General features: G+C 63.4%; 19 protein-coding genes. 9 read left to right on the top strand and 10 right to left on the bottom strand.

Annotated features, from left to right (window positions below; genetic code table 11):
* The first annotated feature begins 240 nt into the window (after window positions 1-240).
* Complete coding sequence (locus FJW10_RS29980; protein ID WP_042641631.1) at window positions 241-642, top strand: hypothetical protein; 402 nt, start codon at window positions 241-243, stop codon at window positions 640-642.
* Window positions 643-748: 106 nt separating this feature from the next.
* On the opposite strand, the gene FJW10_RS29985 is transcribed toward FJW10_RS29980, so the two are convergent.
* A complete protein-coding gene (locus tag FJW10_RS29985) occupies window positions 749-1267 on the bottom strand; it encodes a helix-turn-helix domain-containing protein (RefSeq protein WP_140902729.1) in 519 nt (172 codons plus the stop codon).
* Between the two features lie 88 nt (window positions 1268-1355).
* Here FJW10_RS29985 and FJW10_RS29990 point away from each other — a divergent pair, with 88 nt between their 5' ends.
* The 4 genes from FJW10_RS29990 to FJW10_RS30005 all read left to right on the top strand — a co-directional run bounded on the left by FJW10_RS29990 (window position 1356) and on the right by FJW10_RS30005 (window position 3868).
* Window positions 1356-2189, top strand: coding sequence for an alpha/beta hydrolase (locus FJW10_RS29990; protein ID WP_140902730.1), 834 nt, complete (start codon window positions 1356-1358; stop codon window positions 2187-2189).
* Between the two features lie 90 nt (window positions 2190-2279).
* A complete protein-coding gene (locus FJW10_RS29995) occupies window positions 2280-2936 on the top strand; it encodes a glutathione S-transferase family protein (RefSeq protein WP_140902731.1) in 657 nt (218 codons plus the stop codon).
* Between the two features lie 120 nt (window positions 2937-3056).
* Window positions 3057-3392: a metalloregulator ArsR/SmtB family transcription factor gene (locus tag FJW10_RS30000; protein ID WP_140833071.1), complete on the top strand. Its 336-nt coding sequence runs from the start codon at window positions 3057-3059 to the stop codon at window positions 3390-3392.
* An 11-nt stretch (window positions 3393-3403) separates the two neighbouring features.
* A complete protein-coding gene (locus FJW10_RS30005; RefSeq protein ID WP_140902732.1) occupies window positions 3404-3868 on the top strand; it encodes an SRPBCC family protein in 465 nt (154 codons plus the stop codon).
* Between the two features lie 93 nt (window positions 3869-3961).
* On the opposite strand, the gene FJW10_RS30010 is transcribed toward FJW10_RS30005, so the two are convergent.
* The 3 genes from FJW10_RS30010 to FJW10_RS30020 form a co-directional block, all read right to left on the bottom strand.
* Window positions 3962-4237 carry a metalloregulator ArsR/SmtB family transcription factor gene (locus FJW10_RS30010; protein ID WP_040985209.1) on the bottom strand — a complete coding sequence of 92 codons (276 nt, stop codon included), beginning with the start codon at window positions 4235-4237 and terminating at the stop codon, window positions 3962-3964.
* Window positions 4238-4269: 32 nt separating this feature from the next.
* Window positions 4270-5517, bottom strand: coding sequence for an MFS transporter (locus FJW10_RS30015; protein ID WP_140833075.1), 1248 nt, complete (start codon window positions 5515-5517; stop codon window positions 4270-4272).
* A gap of 81 nt (window positions 5518-5598) precedes the next feature.
* Window positions 5599-5793, bottom strand: a complete 195-nt coding sequence (locus tag FJW10_RS30020; RefSeq protein ID WP_140902733.1) for a DUF1192 domain-containing protein — start codon at window positions 5791-5793, stop codon at window positions 5599-5601.
* 198 nt (window positions 5794-5991) lie between these two features.
* On the opposite strand from FJW10_RS30020, the gene FJW10_RS30025 reads away from it, so the two are divergent.
* The 3 genes from FJW10_RS30025 (at window position 5992) to FJW10_RS30035 (ending at window position 8389) form a co-directional block, all read left to right on the top strand.
* Window positions 5992-7002: an NAD(P)H-quinone oxidoreductase gene (locus tag FJW10_RS30025; protein WP_140902734.1), complete on the top strand. Its 1011-nt coding sequence runs from the start codon at window positions 5992-5994 to the stop codon at window positions 7000-7002.
* 299 nt (window positions 7003-7301) lie between these two features.
* Window positions 7302-7442 carry a DUF1127 domain-containing protein gene (locus FJW10_RS30030; protein WP_095767350.1) on the top strand — a complete coding sequence of 47 codons (141 nt, stop codon included), beginning with the start codon at window positions 7302-7304 and terminating at the stop codon, window positions 7440-7442.
* A 254-nt stretch (window positions 7443-7696) separates the two neighbouring features.
* Window positions 7697-8389, top strand: a complete 693-nt coding sequence (locus FJW10_RS30035; protein WP_140645780.1) for a DUF1013 domain-containing protein — start codon at window positions 7697-7699, stop codon at window positions 8387-8389.
* Window positions 8390-8493: 104 nt separating this feature from the next.
* On the opposite strand, the gene FJW10_RS30040 is transcribed toward FJW10_RS30035, so the two are convergent.
* The 3 genes from FJW10_RS30040 to FJW10_RS30050 form a co-directional block, all read right to left on the bottom strand.
* Window positions 8494-9213 (bottom strand): YafY family protein, encoded by a 720-nt coding sequence (locus FJW10_RS30040; protein ID WP_091578656.1) that lies wholly within the window; start codon window positions 9211-9213, stop codon window positions 8494-8496.
* A gap of 18 nt (window positions 9214-9231) precedes the next feature.
* Window positions 9232-9642: a hypothetical protein gene (locus tag FJW10_RS30045; RefSeq protein WP_181177716.1), complete on the bottom strand. Its 411-nt coding sequence runs from the start codon at window positions 9640-9642 to the stop codon at window positions 9232-9234.
* A gap of 206 nt (window positions 9643-9848) precedes the next feature.
* Window positions 9849-10013: a hypothetical protein gene (locus FJW10_RS30050; protein WP_116397974.1), complete on the bottom strand. Its 165-nt coding sequence runs from the start codon at window positions 10011-10013 to the stop codon at window positions 9849-9851.
* 186 nt (window positions 10014-10199) lie between these two features.
* Between FJW10_RS30050 and FJW10_RS30055 the strand changes: the two genes are divergently transcribed.
* Window positions 10200-10379 (top strand): hypothetical protein, encoded by a 180-nt coding sequence (locus tag FJW10_RS30055; protein ID WP_042641561.1) that lies wholly within the window; start codon window positions 10200-10202, stop codon window positions 10377-10379.
* A 74-nt stretch (window positions 10380-10453) separates the two neighbouring features.
* Here the strand turns inward: FJW10_RS30055 and FJW10_RS30060 are convergent, their stop codons facing one another.
* The 3 genes from FJW10_RS30060 to FJW10_RS30070 all read right to left on the bottom strand — a co-directional run.
* Window positions 10454-11167, bottom strand: a complete 714-nt coding sequence (locus tag FJW10_RS30060; protein ID WP_140902735.1) for an SGNH/GDSL hydrolase family protein — start codon at window positions 11165-11167, stop codon at window positions 10454-10456.
* Window positions 11168-11232: 65 nt separating this feature from the next.
* A complete protein-coding gene (locus FJW10_RS30065) occupies window positions 11233-11973 on the bottom strand; it encodes a thioredoxin family protein (protein ID WP_140902736.1) in 741 nt (246 codons plus the stop codon).
* A gap of 154 nt (window positions 11974-12127) precedes the next feature.
* A partial coding sequence (locus tag FJW10_RS30070) for a class I fructose-bisphosphate aldolase (protein WP_140902737.1) occupies window positions 12128-12586 on the bottom strand: 459 nt, incomplete at its 5' end.

Consider the following 12586-nt stretch of genomic DNA (forward strand, 5'->3'; position numbering starts at 1 on the left):
TTCCAGCCAGCATTTTGAATCACAAAAACCGTGGATACGGAATCCCCCTCGATTCCGTCAAAGCAGGAACCGCTCTAAGGGTCGTTCGCGCGTGAGATGATGGCGCGATGTCAGTCGAACAACTGGCTGACATCGTTATTTCATTAGGTCTTAGAGCGTGTTCGCCGCCGCCGGTGAAAACCCTTGACGGCGCGCCTGCGGCGGATTTTACAAAAGGGTGCCCCCATTGGAGTCGCCCAGATGTTCGGTGCCATCCCGCTGCTGATCGTGCCCTTCGTCCTCTATAATCTCGGCCTGCTCGGATTGTTCGGCGGCGGCGACGATCCGTGGATGACCGAGATGTTTTCCTTCCGCATGATGTCGGGCGGCGTGTTCTCGATGACGCTCGGCGACCTGATGGTGCTGATCGGGCTGATCTTCCTGTTCATCGAGATCTCGAAATCGGTGCGCACGACCAATGCCTCGATCTTGGATCATCTTTTGTCGACGCTGGTCTTCATCGCCTTCCTGGTCGAATTCCTGCTGGTGAAGGGCGCGGCGCACTCCGTCTTCTTCACGCTGATGATCATCGCGCTGTTCGACGTGCTGGCCGGCTTCTCGGTGTCGATGCGGTCGGCGAGCCGGGATATCAATTTGAACTAGTCTTCCAATGTCGTCATTCCGGAGCGAAGCGACGCGGCGCAGACCATAGGATGACGACGCGAGGGACGTTTCGGCCAATCTCCAAGGGCTACCGGGACGAAAGCGCTCAACCCACAGTGGCCTCAGCCTTTCGTGCGACAACCGCCTCGTAGGCAGCGCGCAGTTGCTGGCGCACGGTGGGCGTGTCCGGCGGCGTCTTCGAAGGCATGCCCAGATGCTCGCGGCGCAGTTCGTCCATGAATTGCTCCCATAGCGGCGGGCCGCCCTTTTCGAGCAGCTCGGCGCGGATCGACAATTCTTCCGTAACCGGCAGCCAGACGCGTCCCCAGGCGCCGAGCTGCGCCATGATCGGCACCAGCGTGATCGCCATCTCGGTCAGGCTGTAGATCGCCTTCTGCTTGTGGCTGGGGTCGTCGGCCTTGGTCAGAAGCCCGAGCTGCATCAGCCGCTTCAGCCGGTCGGCCAGGATGTTGGAGGCGATGCCTTCGATCGAGCCGTTGAGCAACTCGCGGAAATGGCGTTTTCCGCCGAAGATCATGTCGCGCAGGATGATCAGGCTCCACCGGTCACCGAACACTTCGAGCGACAGATTGATCGGGCAACCGGACCGACGGTCGATGCTCATGGCAGTCTCCAGAAAAACCAGTTGCATTATCATATCGGTTTCACTATCATGCAACTGATTGCAAAATGCAATCGGATTGGAGGAGCAGATGACCACGGCAACGCAGCGCCCCGACATCGTTTCGGAGACCTTCGGCAGTTCGAAAGATCCGACGATCCTTTTGATCATGGGCGCCATGGCCTCGATGTCGTGGTGGCCCGAAGCCTTCTGCCGGCAACTTGCCGAGCGCGGCCGCTTCGTCATCCGCTACGACAACCGCGATACCGGCCTGTCGACGAAATATCCGCCGGGGGCGCCGACCTACACGTTCGAGGACATGGTGGACGATGCCATGCGCGTGCTCGACGACCACGGCGTCGCCAGGGCGCATGTCGCCGGCATGTCGATGGGCGGCATGCTCGCGCAGAGCGTCGCGCTGAAATATCCCGAACGCGTCGGCGCGCTCACGGTGATCTCTTCTTCGCCGCTCGGCGTCGACACATCCGGCCTGCCCGGGACGACCGAAGCCTATAAGGAACATTCGGCCCAGGGCGCCGATGTCGACTGGTCGAACAGGGACCAGGTGCTCGACTTCATGGTCAAGGACGCCCGCGCGATTGCCAGCACGCGCCATCCGTTCGACGAGGAACGGACGCGCGCGATGATCGAGGCGGACTACGATCGCTCCGGCGGTCTCGCCAGCGCGACCAACCATTTCCTGCTCAAGGGCGGCGGCCCGCAGCGGACGGTGCGGGATCTTCGCGCGCCGCTGCTCGTCATCCACGGCAGCGCCGACCCGCTCTTCCCGATCGAGCATGGCGAAGCGCTGGCCAAGGCCGTTCCCGGCGCAAGGCTGGTCAAGGTCGAAGGCGGCGGCCATGAACTGCACCGCAACGACTGGCCTCAAATCGTCGACGCTATCGCCGCTCACGGGCAGCGCTGACAAGAAGCCGCCTTGACTCAAGCCGCCTGGGACAATAGTGAAGTGATCACTTCAGTATTGTCCAACGGCCGAACGCGAAAGAGAGCCGGAATGTCCCTGACGCTGCATTTCCACCCGCTGGCCTCATTCTGCTGGAAGCCGCTGATCGCGTTCTACGAGAACGGCACGCCTTTCGAACCGGTCATCGTCGATCTCGGCGACGAGGCATCGCGCATTGCCTTCCTGAAAGTGTCGCCGACCGGCAAGATGCCGGCGCTGCGCGACGATGCGCGGGACCGCACGGTGCTGGAATCGACCATCGTCGTCGAATATATCGCCGCGCATTATCCGGGGCCGGTCGAGCTCGTTCCCGCCGCTATCGATCTCGCCCTTCAGGTCCGCCAGGCCGACCGCTTCTATGATTTCTACGTGCAGCATCCGATGCAGAAGATCGTCGGCGACAGGCTGCGGCCAAAGGACAAGACCGATCCGTTCGGCGTCGAGGAGTGCCGGGCGCAACTGCGCAATTCCTACGCCATCGTCGAAGAGGATATGCAGGGCAAGACCTGGGCGGTGGGCGAGACCTTCACGATGGCCGACTGCTCCGCGTCGCCGGCGCTGTTCTATGCCAACAAGGTCGAGCCGTTCGGCGACAAGTTCCCGGCGGTGAAGCGCTACCACGACCGGCTGCTCGCGCATCCGTCCTTCGCTCGCGTCATCGAGGAAGCGCAGCCCTATTTCAAGTTCTTCCCCTACAACAACGGCTAGAGCCGGATGATTTCAGGTCGAATCCACCTGAAATCTGAATCCGTCTCTAAATCAAAGAGATAGAGCATGATGTCGTCCGAAAACCGCTTCACACTTTTCGGCATCATGCTCTAGAGCGCGATGCTGCACGATCCCGCCCAGCTCGACCTGATGTTCCAGGCGCTCGCCGATCCGGCGCGGCGGCAAATGGTGGATCGGCTGTCGCGCGGGCCGGCGTCGGTCAGCCAGCTGGCGGAACCGCTGGCGATGTCATTGTCGGCCGTCGTCCAGCATCTCAACGTGCTCGAGGCGAGCGGCCTGGTGAGGACCGAGAAGCTTGGCCGGGTCCGCACCTGCCGGATCGAACCGCAGGCGCTTCGGGCCGCCGAGCGCTGGATCAACGAGCGGCGGCTCGCCTGGGAGCGCCGGCTCGACCGTCTCGGCGATTTCCTCGCCCAGACCAAAGACGAAATCTGAAAGGATACATCATGAGCGAACGATCCGTCGTCCATTCCACCTTCGTCATCGAACGCGTCTACCCAGCGGCGCCCGAGAAGGTCTATTTCGCGCTGAGCGATCCGGCGGCCAAGAAGCGCTGGTTCGTCGATCCCGACAGTCCCATGCCCAGCCGGCATGAGATGGATTTTCGCGTTGGCGGCAAGGAGGTGAACGCCGGCTGTCCCAGCGACGGGCAGATGCATTTCTACAACGCGGTCTATCAGGATATCGTGCCCAACCGGCGCATCGTTTACAGCTATGAGCTCTTGTTCGGCGAAACCCGGGTCTCGGTTTCGCTCGCGACGATCGAGCTTATCCCCGAAGGCAAGGGAACGCGGTTTATCCTGACGGAACAGGGCGCCTTCTTCGACGGCATCGATACGCCGGCCACCCGCGAGCATGGCACCGGCGAACTGCTCGATGCGCTCGGCGCTGCCCTGCAGGCGGCGGCTTGAGGCCTCCAGCCAAAGCGCATCGCGCTTTGGATCTTTGTCTGATGCATGTCGTTGCCTCAGAGCCGCTGCACACTTCTGAGCGACATGTCAGGACTATTCCCCCGGCGCCGTTTCCCAGAACTGGTCGAGCCAGATGTTGAGTCTGAGGAAGCCGGCGCTGCTGACGGCATAGACGCGCCTCGTGCCTTCGGCCTTGGCATTGACCAGGCCGGCGTCGAGCAGGACCTTCAGATGCTGGGAGACCGCAGGGCGTGAGACGGGCAACCCGGCCGCCAATTCGTTCACCGTCTTCGGGCCGCGCCGGAGTTCTTCCAAAAGATAGCGCCGGTTGGGATCGGCTATCGCCACAAAGGCGTCAGAAAACATCATGCCTTTATTTGTGAGGCAAAGTCTTGCGAATCTCAACTATTGGTTTCAACCTTTCTGCGCGGATCGAGCCGCGTGGCCTCGGGCGTGACCGCGCGGTCCGCGGGCTGCGTCTTGAAGGCATCGCGGTTTTCGATCGGCACCGGCGCGCGGGCGCGGATACGCAGCAGCGTGTAGCCGGCAAGGCTGAGATGCGCGAGCGCGGTTGCCAGGAAAAGCCCCTCTGGACGCACCGAGCCCATCAAGGCCGCGGCCAAGAGCGGACCGATCATCGTGCCGAAGCCATAGAGCAGGAGCAGGCCGCCTGAAACCTTGACGAAGTCCTCGGAGCGGGCGTGGTCGTTGGCATGCGCGACAGCGATCGAATAGAGCGTATAGGCGAACGCGCCATAGGCGGCGGTCATCACGATGATGAAGACGCTCGAACGCGGCGCGATCAGGAAGATCAGCACCGCGACCAGGGCCGCGCCGAAGGCCGCGCCGGCCAGCACGAAGCGGCGGTCGGTTGTATCCGACAGACGCCCGGCCGGTAGCTGCATGGCGGCGCCGGAAATGACCACCAGGCTCATCATCAGCGCGATCTCGGCGGTCGATATGCCGACGCGCGCGCCATAAACGGCGCCCAGCGTGCCCCAGGCACCGTTGGCGATGCCGATCAGGAGGCAGGCCACCGCCGATACCGGTGAATTGGCGTAGAGGCCTTTGACGTCGAGCTTGACGTCCTGCAGGGGCTTGGGATGCGACTGCGTCGACACGGCCGTCGGAATGAGCGACAGGCAAAAAAGGATGCCGGTGATCATGAACAGCGAGGCCGACCGCACATCGCCGCCGGCGACGATCATCTGGCCGCCCATGATCGAAGCATAGGTGACCATCATGTAGAGGCCGAAGACGGTGCCGCGGTTCTCGTTGGTGGCCTTCTCGTTCAGCCAGCTCTCGATCACCATGAAGGCGCCGGCCATGGTGAAGCCGGTGAAGGCGCGCAAAAGGATCCAGAAATATTCGTCGATGATGAGGCCGGTGAGCAACGCGATGATCGCGCCTGACGCGGCGAAGGCACCGAAAGCCCTGACATGGCCGGCGCGGCGCACCAGGCGCGGCGCGAAGAAGCAGCCGGCGACGAAGCCGCCCGCCCAGGCCGTGCCCATCAGGCCGAGCGATGCGGTCGAAAAACCCTCCACCTGGCCGCGCAGCGGCAAGAGCAGGCCGTGCAGGCCGGACGCGGCGAGCAGGAACGCCGTGCCGCGCAGCAGCGAGAGGATCGGTCTGTAGGTTGCAAACATCGCTTGATCCGGGTTCGAGACGCAGGGTCTGAAGACAGATGTATTCGGGCTTTTCGGCGGCGAGCGAGCACGCCGAACAATTTATCCGCGGCGGAACAGCGACTCGGCGGCGGATTTGGTGGCGCCCTTGGCGCTGCGCTCGGCTTCCAGCCTGGCGATCTCGTCGCGCAGCAATGCGATGCGCTCGGACAATTCGTCCACGGACAGCAGCGACAGGTCCTGGCCGATCTCGTGCGGGCGCGGCTTCTTCCTGGGTTCGTCGTCGAAGATCGCCATCCGTCGCTCCTCCCTTACTTGGCCATTTGCCTGATTTGACAATCAGCATACATAGGGCAGGGGCGCTGATGCAAACGGCCGGCGACAGGCCTGGAGCGCCGTGCGCCTTTTCAGACGCGTAGTAAGTCGCGCAACGAGCTTTCCCGATAATCGATTCCGGTTTTCGGGCCGAGGCGCACGCAAGGAGAACGGGACACTATGGCAAACGGGCAGAAGATTCCGGCAAATATGACGGCCATCGCGATCTCGCAGCCCGGCGGCCCCAGGATGCTGAAGCCGGAAACGCGCGACGTGCCGGTGCCCGGCCGCGGCGAGGTGCTGATCCGTGTGCACGCGGCCGGAGTCAACCGGCCGGACGTGCAACAGCGCAAGGGCGCCTATCCACCGCCGCCCGGCGCCTCGGACCTGCCCGGCCTCGAGGTGGCCGGCGAAATCGCGGCACTCGGCGACGAGATATCGCGCTGGCGCATCGGCGACCGGGTCTGCGCGCTGACGCCGGGCGGCGGCTATGCCGAATATGTCAAGGTCCATGCCGGCAGCGTGCTGCCGGTCCCGGCCGGCTTCACCTATTCGGAAGCCGCCGCCGTGCCGGAGAACTATTTCACCGTCTGGCACAATGTGTTCGAGCGCGGCGGCCTGAAGAAGGGTGAGACGCTGCTCGTCCATGGCGGCTCGTCCGGCATCGGCACCACCGCCATCCAGCTCGCCTCGGCATTCGGCGCCACTGTGATCTCCACTGCCGGCAGCAAAGAGAAATGCGACGCCTGCCTCAAGCTCGGCGCCGCCCGGGCCATCAACTACCGCGAGGAGGATTTCGTCGCCGCGGTGAAGGACGCGACCGACAGGAAGGGCGCCGACGTCATCCTCGACATGGTCGGCGGCGACTATGTCGCGCGTAACTACGAGGCGGCGGCCGTCGAGGGGCGCATCGTCCAGATCGCGGTGCAGGCCGGCGCCGTCGCAAGCACCAATTTCGCAACGCTTATGGTCAAGCGCCTGACCCACACCGGCTCGACACTTCGCCCGCGCACCGTCGAATTCAAGGCGGCGATTGCCGCCGCGCTGGAGGCCCAGGTGTGGCCGCTGCTCGGCACGCGCAAGGTTGCCCCCGTGATGGACATGATCTTTCCGCTGACCGAAGCCTGGCGCGCACATGAGCGGATGGAAGAGGGCGAGCATATTGGCAAGATCGTCCTCGACGTCGGCTAGGACGGGCCGATATTCAGGTGAGGCCGGCCTGCGAATAATGGCTTCCTGTGCTTCCGGGGCTCACGTACTAAAGTACGCTCCGCTCCGGTTCTCGGAAGCCATTGTTCTCGGCTCGGCCTGACCTGAATATCGGCCCATCCCGGCTCCGCGCCCTCCCTTAGCGACAAGCTGAACGAAGGCTTAATGCTGCAATGCACAAAACGCATTGCGGCCATGCAAAAGCGTCCGTTCAATTTGTGGGCAGGAGTGCCTATTTACGCGGCATCAAACGATTTGACCAAACGACTGGAGAAACCATCATGAACCCGATCAGTGCTTTCCGTAAGTGGCGCATGTACAACGAAACCGTGCGCGAGCTGAACAAGCTCAATGCCCGCCAGCTGAGCGACCTCGGCATCAACCGTGCCGACATCGAGCGTATCGCCCGCCAGGCGGTGTAATCAGACGCAGTCCGACCGCAAGGCCGGGCTGCGACATGCAAGCCAGAGCCGTCGAGACGCTTGCTTTGTTTCCGGTTCCAAGCCCGCTGGACCTCGTCCAGCGGGTTTTGTCTTTCCAGGGCTGTGAATCGGGGCCCTTCCCAAAAACATTGCGAAAATTGGAGGGAGCGTTTATACAGGCCGCGAATTTCCCATTTTGGTGGCTCTAAAACCACCGCCCGCGGGAACGCGGGCGAACGAGAAGGATTTTTGATATGGCCAATTCGCTGCTGATGCCCAAGGCGACCGCCGTCTGGCTGGTCGACAACACCGCGCTCTCCTTCGAGCAGATCGCGCAGTTCTGCGGACTGCATCCGCTCGAGGTCAAGGCGATCGCCGACGGCGAGTCGGCGCAGGGCATCAAGGGCATGGACCCGATCATCACCGGCCAGCTGACGCGCGACGAGATCGCGCGCGGCGAGAAGGACGTCAACTACCGGCTGAAGCTGTCGGAGCCGAAGGTGCGGGTGCCTGAGTCGAAACGCAAGGGCCCGCGCTACACGCCGCTGTCGAAGCGCCAGGACCGGCCGAACGCCATCCTGTGGCTGGTGCGCAACCACCCGGAACTCAAGGACGCGCAGATCTCGCGTCTTGTCGGCACCACCAAGTCGACGATCGAGCAGATCCGCGAGCGCAAGCACTGGAATTCGGCCAACCTGCAGCCGATGGATCCGGTGACGCTCGGCCTTACCTCGCAGATCGACCTCGACCTCGAAGTCAATCGCGCCTCGCGCGGCCGCGAGCCGGCGCAGCCCGTCGGCGACACCCTGCTGCCCGCGGCGCTCACCGAACGGCTGGTGCCCGCGCCCGAGAAGCCGAAGGACGAAGACCAGGAATTGGACGCCAACGCCGTCTTCGCCAAGCTTTCGGCGCTCAAGTCGAAGAACGAGGATGCGGACGACGAGTAGTTCGCGCTGCGGTTGCTGCACGCTTTTTGAGCGGCGGTATCACGAACCCAACAAAAAAGCCCGCTCGCGCGGGCTTTTTCGTTGGACAATGGCTTGGGAGGAAGTCACGTCCGCGCGGCGCGGTCGGGCGCCATGCCGTAATCTTCTGAGCGCTCGACGGCGCGGTAGAAATCGGCGAGCTGCTTGCCGCGCTCCGGCTTGAAGATACGGCCGGCGATGACGACCGAGGCGATGCGGTCGATGCGGAAAGCGCGGAAATCGTCGCGCATCTCGCACCATGCGACCAGGGTCCAGACCTTGCCCCAGAACCACAGGCCGAGCGGCCTGATGTCGCGCGCGGTGCCGCGGCCGGCCTCGTCGGAATAGTCGATGGTCAGCACCTGGCGTTTCTCGACGGCGCGCTCGATCAAGTCGATGGCCTCGCGCGCGGCGTCGCTCACCACCCACATCGGCGTGTGGATTTCGGTGCGGGCGATGCGATCCTTCTCGGCATCGGGCAGCACGGCGCCGATCTTGACCAGCGCCTCGTCGGCGGCCCTCGCCATTGCCGCGCCGCCGAAAGCGCGCACCATGCGGGCGCCGGCAACCAGCGCCACGATCTCGTCACGCGTGAACATCAGCGGCGGAAGGTCGAAACCCTCCCTCATCATGTAGCCGACGCCCGCTTCGCCGTCGATCGGCACGCCGGTCGACTGCAGGTCGGCTATGTCGCGGTAAATGGTGCGCTCGGAAACCTCGAGCCACGTGCCGAGCTTCTGCGCGGTGACCAGCCGGCCACCCCGCAAATGCTGCACGATCTGGAAAAGCCTGTCGGCGCGGCGCATCGATTTCTCCCCCGGGGTTTATGGCTTCAGCCCTTCGCGCTTGCGTTGCGCGGCAACGAATTTCGCTCCGAAGGACAATCTGCCCGTGGTCGGCGTCCCAGCATCCAGCACTCGCCAGAAGGGCGCGACGTCGCCCGGCGCCATGCCGCGCTCGAGGTTCTCGTGAGCGGCCTCGGCAACGGTGCGCAGATGGTAGCCGATCGTCACCGGGCATGTCACTTCGGCGCCGTGCTCGATCGCCAGAGCGGTACGCAACGCACGAACATCCATTTCGACGCCTTCAGGAATCGAGCGGATGAAGTCGTCGACCTGACGCGCAGTCGGCACCAGCATCGACTGGCCCTCGACGACATCGCCGACCGTGCGCGGCGACGGCTTGATGCCGTTGATGCCTGGCGTGTTCAGCCTGTCGTTCCAGCTTTTCACCATACGCGGATTGGTCCTGATCGTCGGTTCGTGTTCGTTGCTGTCAGGATCGAAGCCGCTCCAACTACCGCACGCCTCCTGACAACATCCTGTCAGGAGGCTGCGGCGAAGCTACCGGCAAACAATGCTTCTTCCCTGAACTCAACATCACTGGCTGCCATTACATCTGGGCGCGGTGCCGCCACAATCCAAGTCGCGGCGGCAAAATTTCAGTTTTCGCGCACGCGGCCCGTGTAAAGGTCCGGCCAGCCAATGTCCTTGCGGATGTCCGCCGGCAATGTGTTCAGGAAACGCTGGGTACGGATCTCGTTGCGCACGGTGCGGATCCTGCCGACATAGTGCTGCACGCTGCGCAGAATGGTAAAACCGTTCATGACCTCACTCCTCTCTTTTCGATGAGGAGAGTATCTCACACGCCTCCTGACAGCAGTCTGTCAGGAGGTTGACAGGGTGCCGAAGAAGCCGGTGCGGTGCCCTTCGCAGGGTTCAAATGAAGCCGGTTCTGTCAGGAATGGTCCGCACGAAGGGTGCCTTAAGAACGGCTTTGACAGGCATCGGCATTGCTGGTCAAAGGCGGCATGACGAAACTGCTCGCCCTTGTCATCTGCGGCATCATGCTGATCCAGGTCATCAAGCCGCTGGGATGGCCGGGGCTGAAGCGGCGTGGCGATTTCTGGAAGCTGGCGCTGCTGGCCATGGCCGCGATCTCGCTTGCGGCGGTGCTTGGGCACTGGGCGTAGGTCTGTCCATATTCAGGCGAGGACGGCCTGCGAGTGGCGTGTCCTGACCTGAGGCTCAACTTACCTGGCTCGCTTCACCACAGCACGAAATCCAGCAGATGCTCCGCCCAGGCGCGATAGCCTGCTTCGGAAGCGTGGAATCCGTCGGAGGCGAAACCGGCCTCGGGATCGGTGATCGGTAGGCGCGCGGCGGCAATGGCGCCGCGCTCGTTGCAGAGCCGCACGCCCATGCGGTTCATTTCCGTGGCGCGGATCTCGAGAATCCCACCGAGCAATGGCGGCATTGCCGGCGAGCGGGTGAATTCCAGCACCGGCGACCACACGACACGCGCTTCCGGCCATTTGGCGCGCAGCGCGTAGAGCAGGCCGCCGAACTCCTTCTTGAAGCGCGGCACGGAGTGGAAGTTCTTGGTGTCGTTGGTGCCGATGGCGAGCACGATATGGGTCCAATGATCGGCCGACAGATTGGGCAGCACATAATCGCGGATCTGGCCGGATGTCGCCGAATTGAAGCCGGCGGCGCGCCAGCGCACGGCGCTGCCGGTGCGATCGGCGATCAGGCCGGCAAGCTGCGCGGCAAGCCCGTATTCGGATTGCTCGATCCCGACCGACGCTGCCGAGGAGTCGCCCAGGACCAGCAAGGCGACGGGCGGCGCCTTGCCCGGTATCTCGTGCAGGACCGGGCCTCGCGCGGGCAGCATGCGCGTGGTGCGCCGCCGCACGCCGAGGCCCTGCCAGACATAGATCGGGAAAGCGAGCCAGGTAAGAAGGGCAAGCAGGCGCGGCATGGCGGTTCCGTTGGCGTGACCCGCAAGCCATTAGCGCATGTTTGGGCTGACGTGAACGACGCCGTTCACGCGCAGCAGTCCGGCCCGTCCTTTTCCTTGTCCTGATACTCGTCGTGGAGGCGCACCCAGTCCATCAACCCGTGATAGGGGCCGGTCTCATCGCGGCCCTTCGGCGTCATGTCGAGATAATGGTAGGCGCCGATCAGCGCGTCGCCGCCGCGGGCTCGCGACAGGAAGGTGAGGAAGATGTCGCCATTGCCGTCGCGGTAAAAGACGCTGGTGCCCGGCAGGTCTTTCGATCGCAACGGACGCTTCTCGAAATTGTAGGTGGTTTCGCCGGCGGCGATCTGCTTGTCGGTGAAGGAGACCTGCAGGTCGAAGTTGAAATCGGACGCGTAGGAAGACACCCAGTCGAACTTCCAGCCCATGCGCTGCTTGTAGGGCAGGATCTCGGCCAGCGGTGCGCGCGAAATGACGACGAGCGAGACGTCATGATACTTCAGATGCTGGTTGGCGCCGTCGATATGGTCGGCGAGGAACGAGCAGCCCTGGCAACGGTGATCGCAACCCGGCGTCATCATGAAATGGTAGACGATCAGCTGGCTCCTACCGGCGAACAACTCGCCAAGGCGCTTCGGCCCCGCTTCGCTTTCGAAGACATAATCCTTGCGCAGCTTGAACCAGGGCAGCTGCCGACGCTCGGCGGCAACAAGGTCGCGGAACCGTGTCAGTTCCTTCTCGCGCTCGAGGTGCGTTCGGTGCGCTTCGAACCAGTCTTCGCGCGAAACCACGGCATTGCGTTGCATGACCATCTCCTGTCCTCTCCTGCCAAGGACGTTCGACATGGGCGCGATCCGACATCGCTGCCGCGTTTCGCTGCATCAGGTAGGGATGCGGCCTGCAAAAAACAAAAACCCGGGCCGATGGCCCGGATCTTCCGTTGACTGCGAAGGGATGGTGTCAGGCGGCTTTCTCCAGCGCCGGCTTCCATTTTCCGAGCGCCGCCAGATGGTTCATCTGAGCGCGGTGGATGAAGGCGGCCTGGCCCGCGGCAACGTTTGCAGCCTTGCCGCTCCACGCCTTCTGCGGCGCGGCCTGGAGGGCGCGGCCATAGGAGAAGGTCAGCTTCCACGGATGCGGCCCGATGGCGTTGATGGCATTGAGGTTGGCGGTCGCCTCCTCGTCCTCCTGGCCGCCGGAAAGGAAGGCGATTCCCGGCACCGCCGCCGGCACCACTTCGCGGAACAGCTTGATCGTCTTCTCGGCGATTTCCTCCGGGCTGTCGGTCCTGCCCGATTTCTTGCCCGAGATGACCATATTGGGCTTCAGGATCGAGCCTTCCAGCACGACGCGCGCCGCATAGAGCTCATCATAGAGCTTGACCAGCGTCGCCTTGGAGACGTCGTAGCAGGTGTCGAT

The sequence above is a fragment of the Mesorhizobium sp. B4-1-1 genome (assembly GCF_006439375.1).
GTDB lineage: Bacteria > Pseudomonadota > Alphaproteobacteria > Rhizobiales > Rhizobiaceae > Mesorhizobium.